General features: G+C 64.0%; 20 protein-coding genes. 7 read left to right on the top strand and 13 right to left on the bottom strand.

Annotation, left to right across the window (positions count from 1 at the left end; all coding sequences use genetic code 11):
• Positions 1-550: 550 nt before the first annotated feature.
• Entirely contained in the window at positions 551-1,867 is a 1,317-nt protein-coding gene (locus IZV00_RS00330; RefSeq protein ID WP_196225273.1) for a hemolysin family protein, read from the bottom strand.
• Positions 1,868-2,020: 153 nt separating this feature from the next.
• Here IZV00_RS00330 and IZV00_RS00325 point away from each other — a divergent pair, with 153 nt between their 5' ends.
• Complete coding sequence (locus IZV00_RS00325) at positions 2,021-2,701, top strand: OmpA family protein (RefSeq protein ID WP_196225272.1); 681 nt, start codon at positions 2,021-2,023, stop codon at positions 2,699-2,701.
• 244 nt (positions 2,702-2,945) lie between these two features.
• Here the strand turns inward: IZV00_RS00325 and IZV00_RS00320 are convergent, their stop codons facing one another.
• From IZV00_RS00320 to IZV00_RS00275, 10 genes are all read right to left on the bottom strand, one after another.
• Complete coding sequence (locus IZV00_RS00320) at positions 2,946-3,563, bottom strand: MarC family protein (protein WP_196225271.1); 618 nt, start codon at positions 3,561-3,563, stop codon at positions 2,946-2,948.
• A complete protein-coding gene (locus tag IZV00_RS00315; RefSeq protein WP_196225270.1) occupies positions 3,560-4,210 on the bottom strand; it encodes a hypothetical protein in 651 nt (216 codons plus the stop codon). The genes IZV00_RS00320 and IZV00_RS00315 overlap by 4 nt, the downstream gene beginning before the upstream one ends.
• Positions 4,207-5,100 (bottom strand): bifunctional methylenetetrahydrofolate dehydrogenase/methenyltetrahydrofolate cyclohydrolase FolD, encoded by an 894-nt coding sequence (folD, locus tag IZV00_RS00310; RefSeq protein ID WP_196225269.1) that lies wholly within the window; start codon positions 5,098-5,100, stop codon positions 4,207-4,209. The genes IZV00_RS00315 and folD overlap by 4 nt, the downstream gene beginning before the upstream one ends.
• Positions 5,097-5,420, bottom strand: coding sequence for a DUF167 domain-containing protein (locus tag IZV00_RS00305; protein WP_196225268.1), 324 nt, complete (start codon positions 5,418-5,420; stop codon positions 5,097-5,099). Before IZV00_RS00305 ends, folD begins: the two co-directional genes overlap by 4 nt.
• Positions 5,417-5,707 carry a YggT family protein gene (locus tag IZV00_RS00300; RefSeq protein ID WP_196225267.1) on the bottom strand — a complete coding sequence of 97 codons (291 nt, stop codon included), beginning with the start codon at positions 5,705-5,707 and terminating at the stop codon, positions 5,417-5,419. The genes IZV00_RS00305 and IZV00_RS00300 overlap by 4 nt, the downstream gene beginning before the upstream one ends.
• Before the next feature lie 191 nt (positions 5,708-5,898).
• Positions 5,899-6,804: an acetylglutamate kinase gene (argB, locus tag IZV00_RS00295; RefSeq protein ID WP_230463238.1), complete on the bottom strand. Its 906-nt coding sequence runs from the start codon at positions 6,802-6,804 to the stop codon at positions 5,899-5,901.
• Between the two features lie 215 nt (positions 6,805-7,019).
• Positions 7,020-8,534: a Ppx/GppA family phosphatase gene (locus IZV00_RS00290; RefSeq protein ID WP_196225265.1), complete on the bottom strand. Its 1,515-nt coding sequence runs from the start codon at positions 8,532-8,534 to the stop codon at positions 7,020-7,022.
• A gap of 6 nt (positions 8,535-8,540) precedes the next feature.
• Positions 8,541-10,679 carry an RNA degradosome polyphosphate kinase gene (locus IZV00_RS00285; RefSeq protein WP_196225264.1) on the bottom strand — a complete coding sequence of 713 codons (2,139 nt, stop codon included), beginning with the start codon at positions 10,677-10,679 and terminating at the stop codon, positions 8,541-8,543.
• A gap of 10 nt (positions 10,680-10,689) precedes the next feature.
• Positions 10,690-11,322, bottom strand: coding sequence for a chromosomal replication initiator DnaA (locus IZV00_RS00280; RefSeq protein WP_196225263.1), 633 nt, complete (start codon positions 11,320-11,322; stop codon positions 10,690-10,692).
• Positions 11,319-12,521 carry a heavy-metal-associated domain-containing protein gene (locus IZV00_RS00275; RefSeq protein WP_230463379.1) on the bottom strand — a complete coding sequence of 401 codons (1,203 nt, stop codon included), beginning with the start codon at positions 12,519-12,521 and terminating at the stop codon, positions 11,319-11,321. Before IZV00_RS00275 ends, IZV00_RS00280 begins: the two co-directional genes overlap by 4 nt.
• Positions 12,522-12,704: 183 nt before the next feature.
• On the opposite strand from IZV00_RS00275, the gene purM reads away from it, so the two are divergent.
• The 5 genes from purM (at position 12,705) to nadB (ending at position 17,934) form a co-directional block, all read left to right on the top strand.
• Positions 12,705-13,799 (top strand): phosphoribosylformylglycinamidine cyclo-ligase, encoded by a 1,095-nt coding sequence (gene purM / locus IZV00_RS00270; protein WP_196225262.1) that lies wholly within the window; start codon positions 12,705-12,707, stop codon positions 13,797-13,799.
• Positions 13,800-13,889: 90 nt separating this feature from the next.
• The gene (gene purN, locus IZV00_RS00265; RefSeq protein WP_196225261.1) at positions 13,890-14,837 is read left to right on the top strand and encodes a phosphoribosylglycinamide formyltransferase; all 948 of its coding nucleotides are present in this window, start codon (positions 13,890-13,892) and stop codon (positions 14,835-14,837) included.
• A gap of 72 nt (positions 14,838-14,909) precedes the next feature.
• On the top strand, positions 14,910-15,848 hold the full coding sequence (locus IZV00_RS00260) for an ABC transporter ATP-binding protein (protein WP_196225260.1): 939 nt from the start codon (positions 14,910-14,912) through the stop codon (positions 15,846-15,848).
• An 8-nt stretch (positions 15,849-15,856) separates the two neighbouring features.
• Positions 15,857-16,324 carry an endonuclease domain-containing protein gene (locus IZV00_RS00255; protein WP_196225259.1) on the top strand — a complete coding sequence of 156 codons (468 nt, stop codon included), beginning with the start codon at positions 15,857-15,859 and terminating at the stop codon, positions 16,322-16,324.
• A 5-nt stretch (positions 16,325-16,329) separates the two neighbouring features.
• The gene (gene nadB, locus IZV00_RS00250) at positions 16,330-17,934 is read left to right on the top strand and encodes an L-aspartate oxidase (protein WP_196225258.1); all 1,605 of its coding nucleotides are present in this window, start codon (positions 16,330-16,332) and stop codon (positions 17,932-17,934) included.
• A gap of 11 nt (positions 17,935-17,945) precedes the next feature.
• On the opposite strand, the gene IZV00_RS00245 is transcribed toward nadB, so the two are convergent.
• Positions 17,946-18,791, bottom strand: a complete 846-nt coding sequence (locus IZV00_RS00245) for an alpha/beta fold hydrolase (protein WP_196225257.1) — start codon at positions 18,789-18,791, stop codon at positions 17,946-17,948.
• Between the two features lie 158 nt (positions 18,792-18,949).
• On the opposite strand from IZV00_RS00245, the gene IZV00_RS00240 reads away from it, so the two are divergent.
• Positions 18,950-20,095, top strand: coding sequence for a serine hydrolase (locus tag IZV00_RS00240; protein ID WP_196225256.1), 1,146 nt, complete (start codon positions 18,950-18,952; stop codon positions 20,093-20,095).
• A gap of 4 nt (positions 20,096-20,099) precedes the next feature.
• Here the strand turns inward: IZV00_RS00240 and IZV00_RS00235 are convergent, their stop codons facing one another.
• A complete protein-coding gene (locus tag IZV00_RS00235) occupies positions 20,100-20,963 on the bottom strand; it encodes an SGNH/GDSL hydrolase family protein (protein WP_196225255.1) in 864 nt (287 codons plus the stop codon).
• Positions 20,964-20,970: the final 7 nt, after the last annotated feature.

Raw genomic sequence — 20,970 nt, 5'->3', positions numbered from 1 at the left:
GGTTAGCGGACTGACGGCTGTTGAACCGCAGGTTGTGGATTCGAGACTAGCGGCTTACGGAAGTGGAAGCGCGGCTGAGAGTGCTACAATGGAGGAAGCGACGATTCCTCAACGCACTGCTCACCTTTACGGCTGGTTCTAACGATCGAGTAGGCTCGCCTGAATTCGAGCGGATGTAATTGCTGTTTATCGTCTGGGTCGAATGTTCGAAAATCAAAGCTACAATGCACTTGGGGATGGAGCCAACCCTGCTTAGTGCAAGACTCATTGCTGACGACCTTGAGTTCCGATGTCGGTTCGATCAGGATACACAAGCCACCATTAGCGCATTCACAGGTCGGGCCGAGAACCGCATACGGACCTTGTGGTGCCTCTGAGCAAGACGCCAGAAATAGGCTCGCAGTGAAAATTGCCACCCTCATTCGATGCGCCTTAGCACGGATGCATTGTCGATCAATGACCGGTGTCGGAATGTCATTATTGGCGTCCAAACGGCAACAAATGGTCACACGCCGACCCGAACCTCCTGCAACGTCGCCGGAAGGCCCTTCTAACGCTCCGCCACCAGCAGCTTATCGATCTTGCGCCCGTCCATATCGACGATCTCAAATCGCCACCCCTGATCGTCGATGAAATCACCGACTTCGGGCAGGCGCTTGAGCAGCCACAGGGCATGGCCCGCGACCGTGGCATAATCGCGGTCCTCGGGCAGGTCGATGCCGATCCGGTCCGCGAGCAGGTCAACCGGCATCTGGCCCGACACCAGAAGGCTGCCGTCCTCCCGTTCGACAAGGTCGGGTTCATCATGCACGTCGCGATCGGAAGCGAAATGACCCGCGATGGCGGAGAGCAGGTCAGCAGGCGTCGCTATGCCTTCGAAATGGCCATATTCGTCATGCACCATCACCATCGGCACGTCCGCGCGGCGCAGCACTTCCAGCGCGTCCATGGCATCGACCTGATCGGGCACGACCTCCACACGGCGCATCAATGACTCAAGGTTCAGCCGCTCTCCCCGGAACAGCGCGGTCATGATGTCGCGCGCCTGCACGACGCCGATAATATCCTCAACCGTTCCCCGCCCCACTGGCAGGCGGGTATGCGGCGTTTCGAGCAGCCTCGCCCGGATGGTCTCATCATCCGCGCCGATGTCGATCCAGTCCACATCCATGCGCGGCGTCATGACTTCGCGCACCGGCCGGTCCGCCAGCCGCACGACACCCGAAATGATCGCGCGCTCGCTTTCCTCGATCACGCCAGAGCGGCTCGCCTCCGCGACGATCAGGTGCAATTCCTCGGCCGTCACATGATGTTCCGATTCCCGCGTCATGCGCAGCAGGCGGAAAATGAGCGCGCTCGACCCGTCCAGCACCCACACGATCGGCGCGGTGATCTTGGCGAGCCAGAGCATCGGCGTCGCCATCAGCACCGCAATGGGTTCAGGCGAGCGCAGGGCAAATTGCTTGGGCACCAGTTCCCCGATGATCAGTGAGGCATAGGTGGTCAGGCCAATGACCAGCGCAAAACCCAGATTCTGCGCGCTGTTGGGCGACAATCCAAGTTGCTGGAGCCGCTCGCCAACGGGTCCGCCAAGGCTCGCGCCGGAATAGGCGCCCGCGATGATGCCGATCAGGGTGATGCCGATCTGGACCGTGGACAGGAACTTGCCAGGATCGCTCGCCAGCATCAGCGCCGTGTGCGCGCCCCGCCGCCCCGCCTTCTCCATCGCCTGCAACCGGGGGCGCCGCGCCGACACGATCGCCAGTTCCGACATGGCAAAAACGCCATTCAGCGCAACCAGCGCCAGAATGATGACGAGGTCTGCCCAGGGAAAGGGCGTCGGAGCGTGCGGGGGGATCGTGGCCATGGTGGTCAGCTACGCCCTATAACCCTGTTCCTTACAGTTTCACAACCGTCCCATCACCTGCGGTTCAGTTCGCCTGTGGAACAAAAGGCGGGCTTTGACGATTGGGGCCTGCATCCGCGCTTTCGGGTGCAAGACAAAAAGGGAATTGAATCTATGCGGATTTCTCATCGCATCATGGGTGCGGCAGGCCTTGCTGCCATGCTTGCCACCGCCGCCTGCACGACGGACCCGAACACGGGGCAGCGCCAGATTTCGAAGGCCGCGATCGGCGGCATCGGCGGCGCGCTGGGCGGTTATCTACTCGGCGACCTGGTCGGCGGCAAGCGTGACCGCACCGAAAAGATCCTGGGCGCGGGCATCGGCGCGGTCGCAGGCGCGGGCATCGGCGCATACATGGACGCACAGGAACGCAAGCTGCGCGCGGAAACCGCCGGCAGCGGCGTGGACGTGATCCGCGATGGCGACAATCTGGTGCTGCGCATGCCGTCGGGCATCACCTTCACCACCGACAGCGCCGCCGTACAGCCGCAATTCCGCCCGACGCTGGACGAAGTGTCTTCCGTCCTCGCGCAATATCCCAAAACCTATATTGACGTGTACGGCCATACCGACAGCGACGGGGCCGACGCCTATAACCAGACGCTGTCCGAACGCCGCGCCCAGTCGGTCGCCGACTATCTGACAACCCACGGCGTCCAGTCAGCCCGCATCGCAACGCGCGGCTTTGGCGAGACCCAGCCTATCGCCTCCAACGCCACGCCCGAAGGCAAGGCGAGCAACCGCCGCGTAGAAATCAAGATCGCGCCGGTCATGGAAAGCGACGTCAGGGCTTAAGCCTGCCGCCACTACCAACGGAGCCGGGACGCGCCGCAAGCGCTCCCGGCTTCTTTTTTAGCGGGCATTCGGGGCGTCTTGTCGCAACGATCCTAAAGCATGATCATATGTGAGTGATCGTCACCCCGGACTTGATCCGGGGTCCCGCTTCTTTTCTGACGCTGCCGAGGCAGCGGGACCCCGGGTCAAGCCCGGGGCGACGCAGCGGAGCCTAAATGCGGATGCTCCAGCTTACTATCGCGCTCTAAAAACTCGCCTTCAACCCATCAATCACAAACTGCGCAGCCAGCGCCGCCAGCAGCACTCCCAGCAAGCGCGTAATCACCGCCTCGATCTTGCTGCCCAGCCGCGCCATGATCGGCCCCGCCGCCAGCAGCGCGCCCAGCATCAGCACCAGCGTCACCAGCACCGCGCCCATGACCACCAGCCGTTCGCTCAGCCCTTCGGCCTGCGACATCAGCAGCATCACCGTGGCAATCGATCCCGGCCCGGCGATCATCGGCATCGCCATCGGGAATACAGACACATCCTCGACCTCAGGCGTCTCGGCGATCTTGTGCGCGCGGTCCTCGCGCCTTTGGGTCCGTTTTTCGAACACCATGTCCATCGCGATGATGAACAGCATGATCCCGCCCGCGATCCGGAAACTGTCGAGCGCGATGCCGAGCACGCCCAGCAGCTGCTTCCCCCACAGCGCAAAGATAAACAGGATCACCGCCGCGATGCCAACGGCGCGGATCGCCATCGCCCGCCGCTGCGCATGGCTCGCCCCGGTCGTCAGGCTGGCATAGATGGGCGCGCAGCCGGGCGGATCGATGACCACGAACAGCGTGACGAAGGCGGAAATGAACAGTTCGATCATGCTCCGGGCGCCGCTACCCTGTCGTCGATCACTACGTCATACCCCGCGCCGTTCCAGACGCGCACCATGACATGGCGGCTTCCATCAGGAGCAGCCTCCGCATTCCATAACAGGCTTTCATCGGCAGGCGGCACCGCCGCGTTCGCCTTGGCGCCCACCACCTCAGGCGCTTTGCCCCGCTTGCAGGTGGCGACCTTCCCCACCAGAAACTCCGACGCGGGGCGCGGCGCGGCCAGCGTATCGCCATGATCCAGCACCCATTCCCACGCGCCCCGCTTGTCCCGTCGCCAGATCGTCGTGAAATAGCCGACAGAGCCATCCGGCCGCTGCCAATTGCCGGTACTCGCCGCCAGATTGCCGTCGCACGACACATATATGGTGGACGGCGTCCAGCTCACCGGCTCGGCCGGATCGGCGCGGCCCTTCAACCATTGCTTGGCCAGCACCCGCTGCGGCACGAACATCACCGCATCATCGGCGGCGGTCTCGCGAAACGCCGTCCACTGCCCCTTGTCCCGCGCCAAACGGTTGAAGGCAATTTCGGCGGCGAAGACGGAACTGGGATCAGGCTGATGCCGCATCGGCGCCCGCGCCGCGACCAGCCCGACAAGGCAAGCCGCGATCAGGACGGCCCGCTTTGCCGTCACAGCCCCTCCGGCTTCGCCAGCCCCGCGCGGGCATGGGCCGCCACCAGCGTATTGCGCAACAGCACCGCGATCGTCATCGGCCCGACACCCCCCGGCACCGGCGTGATCGCCCGCACATGGGCCAGCGCTTCGGCCGTGGCGACGTCGCCGACGATCCGGCTCTTGCCATCTTCCGTATCGGTCACGCGATTGATGCCGACGTCGATCACGGTCGCGCCCGGCTTGATCCATTCGCCCTTCACCATCTCGGCCCGGCCTACGGCAGCCACCACAATGTCGGCGCGGTGCACCACCGACGCCAGATCGCGCGTGCGGCTATGCGCGATCGTGACCGTGCAATTCTCGGCCAGAAGCAGCTGCGCCATCGGCTTGCCCACGATGTTGGACCGGCCCACGACCACCGCCTCCATACCCGACAGGTCGCCCAGCTCATCCTTCAGCAGCATGACGCAGCCGAGCGGCGTGCAGGGGACCAGCGCCTCCTGCCCCGTCGCCAGCCGCCCGGAATTGACGACATGGAACCCGTCCACATCCTTGGCCGGATCGATCGTGCCGATCACCGCCGCCTCGTCGATATGGCCGGGCAGCGGCAGCTGGACGAGGATGCCGTCAACCCGGTCATCGGCGTTCAATTCCTCGACCAGTTCGAGCAACTCATCCTCGCCGATGCTGGCGGGCAGCTTGAACTCAAGGCTTTCCATGCCCGCCTCGACCGTCATCTTGCCCTTGTTGCGGACATAGACCGAGCTGGCCGGGTCCTCACCCACCAGTACGACGGCGAGGCCCGGCTTGCGCCCCATGCGTTCGACAAAGGCGACGACGCCCTCCGCCACCTTCGCGCGCAGCGTAGCGGCGAAGGCTTTTCCGTCGATGATCTTGCCGATGGTCATGCTGCCTCAACCCGTTCCTTGATGATGGCGGACAGGCGCGCCAGCGCGTCTACCCCGCCCTTGATACGAAGCCGCTTTAGCCGGTTGGTGTCACCCGATTCCAGTGAAATCGCGCTGCGTGGCCAGTCCAGCCTTTTGGCAAGCAGCGCAATGAGCGCCGTGTTCGCCCTGCCCTTTTCCGCGACGGCGCGGACGCGCGCGCCCAGCCATTGCGCACCCTTCTCGTCCGTCCAGCACCCGCCAATATCTTCACGCGCCGCGCCTGGCGTCAACCGGACAGACAGCAGCAGGTCGTTACCGTCCTGCCTCCAGACGCTCACACCAGACCGAAGAGCGGCGGCAATATGGCCTGTCGGATGATCAGGATGGCGAGCAGCACGACCATCGGCGACAGGTCGAGCGCGCCAAGGTCAGGCATCACCCGTCTGATCGGATTGTAGATCGGCGCCGTCATCCGGTCGAGCGCCACGATGATCGTGCGCACGATATCGCTGGACGTGTTGATGACATTGAAGGCGATCAACCAGCTCATGATCGCCTGAATGATGATGATCCACCACAGCACATCGAGCAGGATGACAATGATCTGATAGAGCGCGTAGGCCATGCGGTCTCCAAATTGACTGCCGCTGCTCTAGCCGAGGGAGAGGCTCCGCGACAAGCCGGGAGCAGGTGCTTTCCGATGATTGGGATTTTGCGACCCATCCCCGTTCGTATCGAGCGAAGTCGAGATACGGATGCGCATACAGCTTCTCGACTTCGCTCGAAGCGAACGGTCGCTGCTTCCAAAACCCCGGCTCACCGCCGCACTAAAGTACCGGCACCGCGCTTCGTGAAAATCTCCAGCAGCATCGCATGCGGCACGCGCCCGTCCAAAATAACGGCAGCGTCCACGCCACCCTCGACCGCCTTCACGCAGGTTTCCAGCTTCGGGATCATGCCGCCGCTGATCGTGCCATCCTCTTGCAGCACCTTTATCGCCGCCGGGTCGAGATCAGTCAGCAACTGCCCCTGCTTGTCCAGCACGCCCGCCACATCGGTCAGCAGGAAGAAGCGCGAAGCCTGAAGCTCCGCCGCAATCGCGCCCGCCATGGTGTCGGCGTTCACATTATAAGTGTGTCCATCGGCACCGATGCCTACCGGCGCAATGACCGGAATGATGCCGCTTTGGGTCAGCGTGTCGAGAATCGACCGATCGACCTTCACCGGATCGCCGACAAAGCCGAGGTCGACATTGCGCTCAATCCCCGAATTGGGATCGGGCGCCCGCGTATCGCCGACCTTCTCGCACAGGACGAGCCCGCCGTCCTTGCCCGAAATGCCGACAGCCTTGCCGCCCGCGCCGGAAATCCAGCCAACGATTTCCTTGTTGATGGAACCTGCCAGCACCATTTCGGCGATCTGCGCGGTTTCCCTGTCGGTGACGCGCAGGCCGTTCACGAAGTGCGATTCGACGCCCAGCTTCTTGAGCATCGCGCCAATCTGAGGCCCGCCGCCATGGACGACGACCACATTGATGCCGACCGCCTTCATCAGCACCACGTCCTCGGCAAAATCGCGCGCCGCTTCGGGATCGCCCATCGCATGGCCGCCATATTTCACGACGAACGTCTGCCCCGCATATCGCTGCATGTAGGGCAGCGCCTCCACGAGCGTTTCGGCCTTGGCGAGGAGAGCGGGGTCGGGGGCGTGCTTGCTGTTCATGGGCGCGCGCAATAGGGCCTTATAGATGCGGGGGCAAGTTGGCGGAAAAAGGACGTCAATTTCCTCTCCCCTTCAGAGGTCGGCCAGAGGCACGTGACTCTGGCCGAGGTGCCGAGCGTAGCGACGGCGGGAGAGGGGGCTGTAAAGCCGAGAGCGTATTCCCTCTCCCCAACCCTCTCCCCTAAAGGGGAGAGGGAGAGACTTCTCCGCCCCCCTCACCAAGCCATCCGATATTTAACCCCCATGGCCTGCGCCAGATGCCGCTGCCGCCGCTCGACCGCCTCGCCGAACAAGTCCATGTCCACGCCCTTCAGCCGCAGTTCCAGCGTATCGCCATCCATCTCCAGCTTCGACGCCAGCAAGGGCCCTTCGACCCCGCCCGACAGGCGCTGGCCCAGCCGAATCGCCAGCCCCCACAAGGTCGCCCGCTTGAGCGCGGCGGGAGGGGCGAGCCCTGCGATCCCGGCGGGCGGCACGGACGAACCGCCGAAATTACTGTGCAAAGCCTGCGCCAACATCGCCCGCTCGGGCGCAGTGATGCCCACCCAATTGCTGTGCAGGGCAATTTCCACCCCACGTTCCGCCCGGAAATCCGGATTGGCGCGCCAGCCGACATCGGCCAGCAGGCAAGCCGCCCGGCGGATGCGCCGCCATGACGACTCATCATCGCGGAACAGCGGGCCGATCCAGCGGTCGATCATGTCGCCATGGCCCGCAAAGCGCCCCTGCGCCTCGCCCTCCGCCTCCGCAGCCACCAGCAGCGGATCATGCTTGCGAATGTCGGCGGGCAAATCTTCGAATAACAACCCTTCGCGCAGGCCATAGGCCGACACGACCAGTTCACTCGACTTCAACTGCCGAACGACCACCGACAGCAACGCCGCGGCATCGGGCAAAGTCGGCACGCGCGACCCGGTGATCGACGGAATATCCTTCAACCGCGCCCGGCCCACATGGGACACGATCCGCGTCAACTGCTCCGCGCGCGCGGCGGGCATGGCATATTGATGCACCACCGGCAGCGGGAAGTTGGTCAGCTGCATGTCGAACCGGGCAAGCGCGCGCCACGACCCGCCCACCAGATAGAAGGGCAGGTCAGGCCCGGCATTCCATCCCGCCTTTGCCAACATCTTCTTCACCTGCCGTTCCAGAACGGCCGGACCCTTCGCGCGGATCTGCGGCAGGCGCAGCACGCCCAGCGGCAGCGAGATGGTTTCATGCACCGCGCCGTCGCGCACCCGCGCCAGCTCCAGACTGCCGCCGCCCAGATCGCCGACGATGCCATCTGCGCCCGGTATGCCCGACAGCACGCCATAGGCCGCCGCCACCGCCTCCTGCGCTCCGGTCAGTAGTTCGACTTCCAGCCCCATGTCGCGCGCGCGCTGAATGAACTCATCGCCATTGGCGGCATCACGCACGGCGGCGGTGGCGACGCAGCGCACGTCCCGTACCTCCATCTCACGGCACAGATGGGCAAAGCGCCCCACCGCCCGCAATCCGCGCTCCATGGCTTCCGGCTCGATCCGCCCGGTTCGCCCAAGCGATGCGCCCAGCCCCGCCATCACCTTTTCATTGAACAGGATGAACGGAATGCGCCGTGGCCCGTCATAGACAACCAGTCGGACGCTGTTGGACCCGATGTCGATGATCGCCGTGCGCGCCTTGGCATGGGCGGGTGATGTCACCATCGTCTCTGCGATGGCGCGCACCTGGCTCAGCATCGAATTCATGACCGTTCAGGCCCGTCCGCGCAGGCGCAATGTCGGCACCGCCCCGCTGTCCAGCGCCGCGCCCCGGCCCGAAAGCGACGGGTTGGTCATGAAATAGCGGTGCAGGTTGAACGGCCGATCGGTGGGATCGAGGCGGTCATAATGGCCGTCGCTGTCCAGTTCCCAACTTTGTTCAGTGTCGATCAGGTTCGCGACCATCACCTGGTCCAAAATCTGGTCGTGAACGGTCGGGTTCTCCACAGGGGCAAGAAATTCGACGCGCCGGTCGAAGTTCCTTGGCATCCAGTCGGCCGAGCTGATGAACACCTTCGCGCCATTGTTGGGCAGCGCCTTGCCGTTGCCGAAGGCGGTGATGCGGCTATGCTCCAGAAAGCGGCCGACAACCGATTTCACCCGGATATTTTCGGACATGCCCGGCACGCCCGGCCGCAGGCAGCAGATGCCGCGCACGATCAGGTCGATCTGCACCCCCGCATTGCTGGCGGCATAGAGCTTCTCGATGATCGCCGGATCGACGAGCGAGTTCATCTTCGCCCAGATATTGCCGGGCCGCCCGGCGCGGACATGCTCGATCTCCGCGTCGATCAGCTGACAGAGGCGATTGCGCAGATCGCGCGGGCTCATCACCAGCTTTTCCAGCGCCTGGGGTTCGACATAGCCGGTGATATAGTTGAACAGCGCGGCGGCATCCCGACCATAAGCGGGATCGGCGGTGAAGAAGCTCAAATCCGTATAAATGCGCGCGGTGACAGGGTGATAATTGCCCGTGCCGAAATGGCAGTAGGTGCGGAACGCTTCGCCCTCGCGCCGGACGACCATCGACACCTTGGCGTGGGTCTTCCAGTCGATGAAGCCATAGACCACCTGAACGCCCGCCCGCTCCAGCGCGTCGGCCCACATCAGATTCTGCTCTTCATCGAACCGTGCCTTGAGTTCAACGACCGCCGTCACCGACTTGCCCGCCTCCGCCGCGTCGATCAGCGCGCGGATGATCGCCGACTGCTTGCCTGCGCGATAGAGCGTCTGCTTGATCGCCACCACGTCCGGGTCAGACGCCGCTTGTTTCAGGAAGGAAACGACCACGTCGAACGCTTCATAGGGGTGGTGGACGACAATGTCCTTCGCCCGGATCGCCGCAAAGCAATCCCCGCCATATTCGCGGATGCGCTCGGGGAAGCGCGGCGCATATGGCTCGAACTTCAAATCCGGCCGGTCTTCCTCGACAATGCCGCTCAGATCGCCAATCCCGACGAACCCCTCGACCTCGGCAATGATCGCCTCATGCCCCTGAAGCATGTCCTGCAACATTTCCTCGACCGGCTCGGGAATGCGCTCCTCGATCTCCATGCGGATCACGCGGCCCCGCCGCCGCCGCTTGATGGCGCTGCGGAAATAGCGGACCAGATCCTCCGCCTCTTCCTCAATCTCGATATCGCTGTCGCGGATGATGCGGAACACGCCGCTGTTGCGCACCCGATAGCCGGGAAAGAGATCGCCCGAAAAGCGACGGATCACCGCCTCCAAAGCCATGTAGCGCGCAGGCGTGCCCGGCATCCGCACAAAGCGGGCGAGCGAGGACGGGATCATCACCAGCTCGCGGATCGGCTGCTTGTCCGACAGCCGTTCGAGGTCGAAGACGATCGACAGCCCCTGATTGGGGATGAAGGGAAAAGGATGCGCCGGGTCCAGCGCCTGCGGCGTCAGAATCGGGAAGATCTGGCCCAGGAAATGCTCCCGCAGCCATGTCTCGCATGACGGATCGAGCGGGCTCGACGGGCCGATAACCTCGATCCCAACCTGAACCAATTCGCCATGCAGCGCGCCCCAGACCTTCTGCTGCGCTGTCATCAGCCGCGCGGTTTCGTCGGTGATCGCCGCAAGTTGCTGCGCAGGCGTCAGCCCATCGGCCGACCGCATGTCGACATCCTGCAACTGCTGGCCCTTGAGCCCCGCCACGCGCACGCTGAAAAATTCATCCAGGTTCGCGCCAGAAATCGACAGGAACCGCAGCCGCTCCAGCAGCGGATGCGCGCGGTTCATCGCCTCTTCCAGCACGCGCTGGTTGAACGCCAGCCAGGACAGCTCCCGGTTGAAATAGCGGTCGGTGGGCAGTGTCAGGCTGGCGGACGGATCGGCTTCGGCCACGTCTCTCTCACTATGATGAGGGGTGCGGATCGTCCGCCACTATAGGCAAGAAACCAGCCGCTTGCAGACTCTCTTTGGCCATAGCGACAGAAATCTTACGTCCCGATGACAATGCCGCTTCATTGAGCAGGCGAACAGCCTCCGCGATCGCGGCATAGCTGCGCTCGATCCGGCGCAGCAGCCACTCCGGCAAATCCTGCGCATAACGCGAACCGGCCCGGCCAAGCGCCCGTTCGACAAGCGCCAGGGCGAGCGGCTCGTCAGGCTGCTCGATCGCGACATGCGGCGCGGCGGCCAGGCGCGATCGCAGGTCCGGTAGAGGCACGTCCCATAACGTCGGCGCGCTGTCCCCGATCAGCAGCAGCGGCTTTCGGTTCGTCTGCGCATCGTTCCAGGCGTTGAACAGGAGCCGATCATCCTGCCCCTGCGCATCATCGATCACCGTGCCGCCGCTCATCGCCGCAAAACGCCGCCCCAGCATCGACCGGCCCGACCGCGCCGGGCCACTCAACACGCTGATCGCCAAGGGCCATTCGCGCCAATTTTCCAGATGGCGGACGGCGACATGATTGGCGTCGCTGACCAGGAAGTCATCGTCCGTCCCCTGCCCTGGCCATTCGAACGGCAGGCTGATCTGGCTCATTGCGGCGCTGCTGTCCCCGCTGCGGCAGGCGCAGCGCCCGCCCGCCTGATACGCAGCGTATTGCCGGAACCCGAAACAGTGAAGCCCCGCGCCTGAAGCCCGGCGCGCAAGGCATCGACGCTGCCGTCAAAGCTCACTTGCATCACCGAAGTCCCACCCAGAGCAAGACTGCTGGTCGCCGCCGACCTGACGCCCAGGATGGACCGCACCGCCGCCTCGCCCTGCGCAACAGAGCCGACATCGGGCGTGTCGAACTGGATCGAAACGCTGCTGGTAGTCGCAGATGACGTCGGCGTGTCGAGCGTCTCCAACGGCAGCTCGGTCGCATTTTCGATATCGAGCGCGTCCGGATCGACGGGCTCTTCAATGATCAACGACGGATCGGGCCGCAAACGGCCGTCATTAAGGGCGGCGGTGTAAAGCTGATCGATTCGCCGCGCCGCTTCATCCAGCATCTGCGGAATCGCGCTTTCAGCCGACGCGCGCAGGGAAAAGCTGCCGATCAACGTATCGTCCGGCCCATAGCGCGCCGTAAAAGTGCCCCTCACCGGACCACCGGGATATTCCCGCTGAAGGCGCGCGATCGGCACCACCACATCGGCCGCGCCATATTGGTCCAGCAGCACGCGCCACCACAGCCGCCCGCGCCGCCCCACCTGACCCGCATTCAGCAGGATGGGATCAGCGATCGATCCGCTCACCCGCACATAGTCGATCGCGCTGTCGCCAGTGCGGAACCGCGCCCAGGCCTTCTGCCACTCATTGATCCGCTCATAGGAAACAGCGGACCCGCCATCCCACATCACCGGAATCACCAGCAGCGGCGGCGAACGCATGACATGGCCGGACACGCCCAGCAGCTGCCCCGTCCGCGCGCGGTCAAACAAGATGCCCAGCGTCGCTATGTAACGGGTCGGCCCGACTTGCTCATATTCGATCTCCACGCCGGAGATCATCGCTTCCAGCTGCGAATCGGACAGGTTCGGCACCCCGGCCGCGCCATGGGTGCGCGTCCACAGCATCCGCCAGCCCTGCCGCTGCGCCAGCCGCCAGCCCGCGAGGCGCGCGCTATTGGCGTCCTTGCCCAGCACATCGACCTTGATGCCGCTGACCTGATAATCGCCCCCGCTCGCGATCGGCGGCACGCCGCGTTCGCCCTCCATCTGCGCGAACAAGGCTGCGGCAGCGAGGCCCAGCATGATCGCGCCAAGAATCTGGATCGGCCGCGACAAGCGACGAAGCAGCGACAAAGGCCGGAAAGTCTGGCTTTGGAAGGCAGTGGACAGGCTCACGCGCGCCCTTTTGGCGGGATTTCCCCCATCTGCCAAGCGGCAACCCATTTGCCGTTCCGTTTTCCGCATCATTGCTATAGTGGCGCGGGCATGAGCGACACCGAATCCTACAGCTACGCCAAGGCTGGCGTCGATATCGCCGCGGGCAATGCACTGGTCCGCGCCATCGCCCCCTTGGCCAAGGCGACCCGCCGTCCTGGCGCTGATGCAGAACTGGGCGGCTTTGGCGGTTTCTTCGACCTGAAGGCCGCTGGCTATGACGACCCGCTGCTGGTCGCGGCCAATGACGGCGTCGGCACGAAGCTGAAACTCGCGATCGACCATGACCGCCATGACGGCGTCGGCATCGACTTGGTCGCCATGTGCGCCAACGACCTCATCGTGCAGGGCGCGGAGCCACTTTTCTTCCTCGACTATTACGCCACCGGAAAGCTGGAAAGCGGCGTCGCTGAACGCGTGATCGCTGGCATCGCCGAAGGCTGCAAGCAGGCTGGCTGCGCCCTCATCGGTGGCGAAACCGCCGAAATGCCGGGCATGTACGCGGCAGGCGACTATGATCTCGCCGGTTTCTGCGTCGGCGCCGTGGAGCGCAGCAAGGCCCTCACCGGCAACAAGGTGAAGGCAGGCGACGTGCTCCTCGGCCTCACCTCCTCTGGCGTCCATTCCAACGGCTTCTCGCTCGTCCGACGCCTCGCCGCCGACAAGGGCTGGAAGCTCGACCGCCCGGCGATCTTCGACAATGAAGTGCTGCTGATCGATGCGCTGATGGCCCCGACGCGCATCTATGTGAAGCCGCTCCTCCCGCTCGTGCGCAGCGGCAAGATCAACGCGCTGGCACACATCACCGGCGGCGGCCTGCTCGAAAACATCCCCCGCGTTCTGCCCGACGGCTGCCATGTGGTGGTCGACGCCGACGGCTGGGAACAACCGCGCCTGATGGCGTTTCTGCAAGCGCAAGGCCATATCGAACCGGAAGAAATGGCCCGCACCTTCAACTGCGGCGTCGGCATGGTGCTCGCGGTAGACGCTGACGCAGCGGACGCTGTTACCGCCGAACTCGAAGCCGCAGGCGAAACCGTCGTCCGCGTCGGCGTGGTAGAAGCTGGCGAAAAGGGCTGCACCGTCAAGGGAAGCCAGGAGACCTGGAGCGCCAAGGCCGACTGGACCGCCACGCATTTGGGGTGACCACCCACTCATCCGTTCGTTTCGAGCGAAGTCGAGAAACGAAAAGAGCAGGGTTCTCGACTTCGCTCGAACCGAACGGAGATTGTGCAAGTGAAGACAAAAGTTGGCGTTCTCATTTCCGGGCGAGGTTCCAACATGGCGGCGCTGCTCTACGCCGCCAAGCACCCGTCCTGCCCTTATGAGCTCGTTCTCGTCGCCGCCAACGATCCGCAAGCCGCTGGCCTCACCCTCGCCCAAGCGGAAGGCATCCCAACTTTCGCCCAAAGCCATAAGGGCCTGAAACGCGCCGAGTTCGACCAGATCATCGACGCGCAGCTACGCAGGGCAGGCGCGGAATATGTCGCGCTGGCCGGTTACATGCGCCTGCTCTCCCCCGAATTCGTCGCAGGCTGGGAAAACCGGATGCTCAACATCCACCCGAGCCTCCTTCCCAAATATAAGGGCCTCGACACCCACCAGAAAGCGCTCGACGCGGGCGACAGCCATGCGGGCTGCTCCGTCCATGTCGTCACCAGCGAACTGGACGACGGCCCGGTGCTGGCCCAGACGGAGGTCGCCATCCTCCCCGGCGACACCGCCGACACCCTCGCCGCGCGCATCCTCATTGCCGAGCATCAGCTTTATTCCCGCACCCTCGCCGACTTCGTCACGCGCGAGCGCCAGCCCGAATGGCTGCTCGCCAAAGTCCGCGAATGCGCGCTGGCCCTCCCGCAGGCGGATGAGGTGACGTCCCACGGCATGCCCTGCTTCGGCATCGAAAAAGGCAAGAAATTCGCCTATTTCAGCCAAGATCATCATGGCGACGGCATCACCGCACTGCTCGTCAAGACCACAGCGCCTGAAGAACAGGCGATGCTGATCGATAGCGACCCCGCCCGCTATTTCCGCCCCGCCTATTTCGGCGACGGCTGGGTCGGCATCCGCCTCGACCTTGGCGACACCGACTGGGATCATGTTGAAGACCGGCTAGCTAAAAGCTGGCGGGAAATCGCGCCCAGGAAGCTCATGGGCCTGATGGACGTAGCTGACGAGTTTTGAAAGCACCCTGTTCCCCCGCAGGCAGGAACAGGTGACTTTCATTTTCAGCCGTTCCACTCCACATAAGCCGCCATGACCGACAGCTTCGCCCCCGCCCCCATGCCCGCGATCGAGATCACCAACCTCACCAAAGTCTATGCGGGCGGCAAGCGCGCGCTCGACAATATCAACCTCACCATCCCGCGTGGCCAGATCTACGGCCTGCTCGGCCCCAATGGCGCGGGCAAGTCAACGACGATCAACATCCTCGCCGGCCTCGTCAACAAGACTAGCGGCACCGCGAAAATCTGGGGCTTCGACATCGACCAGAACCCCCGCAATGCCAAGAACAGCATCGGCATCGTGCCGCAGGAAATCGTCTTCGACCCCTTCTTCACGCCATTCGAGACGCTGGAGAATCAGGCGGGCTATTATGGTGTGCCGAAAGAACGCCGCCGCTCGATGGAACTGCTGCGCGCCGTCCATCTGGAGGACAAGGCCAACGCCTATGCCCGCACCCTGTCGGGCGGCATGAAGCGCCGCCTGCTGGTCGCAAAGGCGATGGTCCATTCCCCGCCAATCCTGGTGCTGGACGAACCGACCGCAGGCGTCGATGTCCAGCTCCGCCAGCAGCTCTGGGCTTATGTCCGCGAACTCAACGCACAGGGCGTCACCATCGTCCTCACGACGCACTATCTCGAAGAAGCCGAGGAACTGTGCGACCGCATCGGCATCATCAACCACGGCCGCGTCATCACCGACAAGCCTACCCGTGAACTCATCGCCATGGCGCAGGAAAAGGTCGTGCAGGTGACGGTCGATCGCGACATCACCGCCGCGCCAGACGCTCCCTGCTTCGAAAAAGTCGAACTCACCGACCCGCGCACGCTGACCATCACCTATATGAAAGACCGCGCCAATGCCGGTCAGGTGCTGAGCGCTGTCCAGGATAGCGGCCTGTCGATCGTGGACGTCGTCACGCGCGACCCGGATCTTGAGGATGTCTTCCTCAACCTGACGGCAGCGGCGTGACTGGGGACATGCCTGTTCCCCCTCCCGCTGGCGGGAGGGGCGCCTCTACTACTCCCCCTCCCGCAGGCGGGAGGGGGCCGGGGGGTGGGCCAGCGCAACCTTTCCAACCACGCAACACCACCCGCGCCAAAGAGCTGAGAAACGCCGCCCCGACTCCCGAACGCCTGCTATGGCAGCAACTCCGCGCCCGTAAACTCGGCCACAAATTCAGCCGGCAGATGCCGGTAGGGCCCTATTTTGCCGATTTCCTCTGCCGTGAACTCAACCTCATCATCGAGGTCGATGGCGAAACCCATGATCATCGCGCTGCCTATGACAATCGCCGAGAAGATTACTGCCTCGCCCGAGGCTATCAAATCTTGCGCTTTTCCAATGCCGATGTGATGAAAAATCTTGAAGGCGTAATAACGCATATCCAGACCACCCTTGCGCAGGCCCACCCCCGGCCCCTCCCGCAAGCGGGAGGGGAGCAGTAAGAGTAATGCCCACCACAACCCACGACGTCGTCATCATCGGCTCCGGCGCGGCAGGCCTCACCGCCGCCATCAACCTAGCGCAAGACCGCAAGGTCGTCGTCCTGGCAAAAGCCGCGCTCGACAGCGGCTCCACCAACTGGGCGCAGGGCGGCATCGCCGCCGTCCTCGACGCGGGCGACAGTTTCGAAGCGCATGTCAACGACACCATGGTCGCAGGCGCAGGCCTCAACAATCGCGAGACAGTCGAGTTCGTCGTCTCCGAAGCACCCGCCGCCATCGACCGGCTGGCGGAGCTGGGCGTCCCCTTTAACGGCGGCGAAGAATTTGGTGAACGCTGGCACCTGACCCGCGAGGGCGGCCACAGCCACCGCCGCATCGTCCATGTCGACGACGCGACCGGCCACGCCGTCCAGGTCGCGCTGCTGAAGGCCGCCCGCGCCAATCCCAACATCACCCTGCTGGAGGATATGGTCGCCATCGACCTCATCACTTCCCGCCATGGCGAACGCTATTCGGGCGACGGCCATGTCTGGGGCGTCTACGCCTTCAACAAGCGCACAAAGCATGTCGACGCGCTGCTTGGGCGTGCGACGATCCTCTGCACCGGCGGCGCGGGCCGCACCTATCTCTTCTCCACCGCCCCGCGCGGCGCGACCGGCGACGGCATCGCCATGGCTTGGCGCGCGGGCTGCCGCGTCTCCAACATGGAGATGAATCAGTTCCACCCGACATGCCTTTACAATCTGGAGGTCAAGAATTTCCTCATCACCGAAGCGGTGCGCGGCGAAGGCGGCCATCTGAAGCTGCCCCCCGGCGTCCCTGGCGGCGGCGAGCGCTTCATGCCCCGCTTCGACCCGCGTGGCGAACTCGCCCCCCGTGATGTGGTGGCCCGCGCCATCGACCATGAAATCAAGCGGCTCGGCCTCGACTATGTCCATCTCGACATCAGCCACAAGGAACCGGAGTTCGTGCGCACGCACTTCCCGACGATCTACGCCCGGCTGCTTGACCTCGACATCGACATAACGAAGGAACCGATCCCCGTTGTTCCGGCGCAGCATTATACCTGCGGCGGCGTCATCATCGACCTCGACGGGCGCACCGATATGCCCGGCCTCTACGCTGCTGGCGAAGTCACTGAAAGCGGCCTGCACGGCGCAAACCGCCTCGCGTCCAACTCTCTGCTCGAATGCTTCGTCTTCGGCGAAGCCGCAGCGCGCCATATCCGCGCCCATTGGGACGATCTGCCCGCCCCGCCCGCCATCCTTCCGTGGGACGAAAGCCGCGTCACCAATTCCGACGAAGAGGTCATCGTCCAGCACAACTGGAAGGAAATCCGCCGCTTCATGTGGGATTATGTCGGCATCGTCCGCACCACAAAGCGGCTGGAGCGCGCGCAGCACCGCATCGACCTGCTCGCCAAGGAAGTGGACGAATATTACGGTCACTTCCGCGTCACGCCCGACCTCATCGAACTGCGCAACCTGCTGGAAGTCGCACGGCTGGTCGTGCGTTCAGCCCTTCGCCGCAAGGAAAGCCGAGGCCTCCATTATACACTGGATTATCCCGACATGCTGCCTGAAGCCGTGGACACGGTGCTCGCGCCCTGACGGTGGGTGGCTCAACTGGACAGGAATTGCTTCACCGCCGCGCTGAACCGCGCGGGCTGATCCGCCATGATGACATGGCCACCCGGCCCGATCGGCGTCAGCGTCAAATCCTTCTTGGCAGCATAGGCCGCGCGAAAGTTTCGACCGATCTGCGCCGCTTGGGCGGCATCGGACCCGGTGGCATAGACCACGTCCATGGGCACGCTGATCCGGCCAAGCTGTGGACCAAGGTCGATATTGGCAAGGTCGCGAAGGGCATTGGCAATGACGTCCGGGTCACTCCCCCTGGCATCGGGAGCTTGCGCCAATATCTGCGCAAGGTAACTCCGCCCCGCCTTGGTCCCGGTAAAATATTGGCTCAGCTGGTCGGCAAGATAGCCCATGCCCCGCGCGGTTCCGCCCACCATCGCCGCGCCGTCGGGCAGCATATCGACCACCATCAATCGGCCAGCCACGCCCTTCAGCCCCAGCATCATAGCCAGCGTACCGCCCATGGAATGCCCCACGACCGCTGGCCGCCGCAGCCCGGCCGAACTGATGTAGCGCGCAATTTCGTCCGCCAGTGGCTGGATCAGGGGACCGCTCGCATTGGCATCGGCGGCCAAACCCGCAAAGCCACGCACATGGACAAGGTGCCAGCGATAGCCCGGCAAAGCCGCCATCACGCCGTTCCACAGCCCCGGCCCGCTCGCCAGCCCTGCTATCAATATCACGTCGCGGCCGGTGCCCCGCACCGTCACGGCGATCCTGCGCGACGCAAATGGAGCCGCCACAGCAGCGCCGCCGAACATCATCGCGCCCGCCACAGCCGCGCCGCCCAGCAGGAGCGTTCGCCGATCCAAAACCTCTATGTTCATCTCGTCTCCATCCCCGGTCGCGGCTTAACCTTAACTGAGCGCAAGAAGCATTCCGTTCAGACTCCTTACATCGCAATTGTGGAATCATTCGTCGCATGAACCTTGTCAGTCGAAAGGCTCGCGCCACCAAGAGAGGTAGGGAGAGCGCGGGGACGCAGATGAAGAATGGAAATGACGGGCGCGACACGCGTCCTTATGGCGGTTCGGCCCGTCTTGTCTTGTTGATGGCGGCGCTTTCGGCTTGTGTCAGCGCGCCTGTGCAACCCCATGCCCGCGCCGCGCCGCGGGTACAGCCGACGACATCGACCTTTCCGATCAAGCCTGTCGCCAATCCGCCAAAGCCTTTCCAGGCGCTGGACGTCGATCAGCGTGAAACGCCGCCCCCCGCTCTCGTCAGCGTCGTTCGTAACCTGGGCCAGAGCTTTAACGGAAAAGTCGGCATCGCCGTTCGCCGCATCGGCAGTGATTGGACGGTAGCGTGGAATGGCAACTCGCTGTTTCCGCAACAGAGCGTGTCGAAACTCTGGGTATCGATGACGTTCCTCGACGCGGTGGATCGCGGCAAGATTCGCCTGTCCGATTCGGCGACGATCACGCGGAAAGACCTGACGCTGTTCCACCAGCCAAGCGCCGCGTTGGTGGGGAATAGCGGTTGGACGACGACTTATTCCGACCTGATGCGCCGCGCGATGATGCAAAGCGACAATACGGCGAACGACACCCTGCTACGCGCGGTTGGCGGGCCGGAGGCTGTGCGATCCTATCTGTCACGGCGCTACATTAAGGATATCCGATTCGGCCCGGGCGAGCGGCTGTTGCAGGCGACGACCGCAGGTCTGGAGTGGCGGCAGGATTATTCGATCGGCCGCAATTTCTATGCGGCTCGCGCCCGATTGCCGATGGCGGCGCGAACGAAGGCGCTCGACAATTATCTCGCCAGCCCGCCTGATGGCGCAGCGCCCTCTTCGATCGTGCAGGCGCTGGCCAAGCTCAAGGAAGGCAGCATGCTGTCCCCCGCTTCGGCCCAATTGCTGATGTCCATCATGAGCGAAGCCAAGACCGGACCGCAGCGTATCAAGGGTGGGGTGCCCGCTGGCTGGCATTATCTGCACAAGACCGGGACGGGCCAGGAATTGGGCGCGCGCTCGACCGGCTTCAACGATGTCGGCATCATGACGGCGCCAGACGGGACCAGCTATGCGGTTGCGGTAATGATCGGCAGCACGACCGAATCAATCCCGACGCGCTGGCAACTGATGCAGGCGGTGGCGAAGGCCGTGGCCGCGAACCACGAAAAGCGGTAGCGCCTTAGCGATCAAGCATCCTGTCGAGCGCGGCCGCAATCGCCCTCATGCCCGGCAGTGTGGGATGGTACGGCACGCTGACCAGCTTGCCTGGCACGGGATAGCCGTTCATCCACGGGTCCGGTGCACAGACATCGTGACCGACAGTCAGACGCGAGGCCGCAAGGATGGATGAGCCGGTATCCCGCGCCACGCGCGCCGTCAGCGCCGCCAGCCGTTTCGCCATGGCCCGCGCCATATCCGCCTCTTGAGGAGAAACCGGCGTGGCGGCACAGAGGCCTTTCCCCGGAAGCACCACAGGATAATCGACCCATATCAGCTTGGCCTTGGGCGCGCGCTGTCGCACTTCGGCCGCGATCCGGCGGAGCGCGGCTTCCAGCGCCGTCCATCTTTCTTCCTTGGGCGCCAGGGTGGGCGGACAGCGAACCCCGCTCGCCGCATTGACCTGACGGCAGGAAGCCCCCATCAGGCCCCCGATATAACCCACATCATTGCCGCCAATGGTGATGGTGACGAGCCGCGTTTCCGCCGTCAGCGCTTCGATCTGCGGGCGGATGCCTGCCCAACCGTTGAGTACGCCGCTGGTCGTCGCCCCGCTGCAACTGACATCGACCAGTTCCAGCCCACGCCGTTTTGCAAGCTGTTGGGCATAATTGTTTGCCGAGCGGGCGCACATGGCCGGTTTGCTGTTCGCGGATGGCGCGATGCCCGGCCCTGCGGCGAAGGAACTGCCCATCGCGACATAGACCGATCCCGGAGCAATGCCGCCATCGGGCCGAACGCTCTGATCATGCGCGCAGCCGGTGACGGCAGCAACCAACCCCAGCAGGAGAAAGCGAGGCAAGGAAATCCGGGAAAAACGCCGCATCGGCCCT

This window comes from Sphingobium sp. Cam5-1 (assembly GCF_015693305.1).
GTDB lineage: Bacteria > Pseudomonadota > Alphaproteobacteria > Sphingomonadales > Sphingomonadaceae > Sphingobium.
The sequence above is the reverse complement of the archived record's forward strand: the minus strand, read 5'-3'. Positions and strand labels throughout refer to the sequence as shown.

Bases quoted from the DNA above. Each gene is read 5' to 3' on its own strand.
- IZV00_RS00330 (WP_196225273.1), bottom strand. From the start codon at position 1,867: ATGGCCACGATCCCCCCGCACGCTCCGACGCCCTTTCCCTGGGCAGAC.
- IZV00_RS00325 (WP_196225272.1), top strand. From the start codon at position 2,021: ATGCGGATTTCTCATCGCATCATGGGTGCGGCAGGCCTTGCTGCCATG.
- IZV00_RS00320 (WP_196225271.1), bottom strand. From the start codon at position 3,563: ATGATCGAACTGTTCATTTCCGCCTTCGTCACGCTGTTCGTGGTCATC.
- folD (WP_196225269.1), bottom strand. From the start codon at position 5,100: ATGACCATCGGCAAGATCATCGACGGAAAAGCCTTCGCCGCTACGCTG.
- IZV00_RS00300 (WP_196225267.1), bottom strand. From the start codon at position 5,707: ATGGCCTACGCGCTCTATCAGATCATTGTCATCCTGCTCGATGTGCTG.
- argB (WP_230463238.1), bottom strand. From the start codon at position 6,804: ATGAACAGCAAGCACGCCCCCGACCCCGCTCTCCTCGCCAAGGCCGAA.
- IZV00_RS00290 (WP_196225265.1), bottom strand. From the start codon at position 8,534: ATGAATTCGATGCTGAGCCAGGTGCGCGCCATCGCAGAGACGATGGTG.
- IZV00_RS00280 (WP_196225263.1), bottom strand. From the start codon at position 11,322: ATGAGCCAGATCAGCCTGCCGTTCGAATGGCCAGGGCAGGGGACGGAC.
- IZV00_RS00275 (WP_230463379.1), bottom strand. From the start codon at position 12,521: ATGCTGGGCCTCGCTGCCGCAGCCTTGTTCGCGCAGATGGAGGGCGAA.
- purM (WP_196225262.1), top strand. From the start codon at position 12,705: ATGAGCGACACCGAATCCTACAGCTACGCCAAGGCTGGCGTCGATATC.
- IZV00_RS00260 (WP_196225260.1), top strand. From the start codon at position 14,910: ATGACCGACAGCTTCGCCCCCGCCCCCATGCCCGCGATCGAGATCACC.
- IZV00_RS00255 (WP_196225259.1), top strand. From the start codon at position 15,857: ATGCCTGTTCCCCCTCCCGCTGGCGGGAGGGGCGCCTCTACTACTCCC.
- nadB (WP_196225258.1), top strand. From the start codon at position 16,330: ATGCCCACCACAACCCACGACGTCGTCATCATCGGCTCCGGCGCGGCA.
- IZV00_RS00245 (WP_196225257.1), bottom strand. From the start codon at position 18,791: ATGAACATAGAGGTTTTGGATCGGCGAACGCTCCTGCTGGGCGGCGCG.
- IZV00_RS00240 (WP_196225256.1), top strand. From the start codon at position 18,950: ATGAAGAATGGAAATGACGGGCGCGACACGCGTCCTTATGGCGGTTCG.
- IZV00_RS00235 (WP_196225255.1), bottom strand. From the start codon at position 20,963: ATGCGGCGTTTTTCCCGGATTTCCTTGCCTCGCTTTCTCCTGCTGGGG.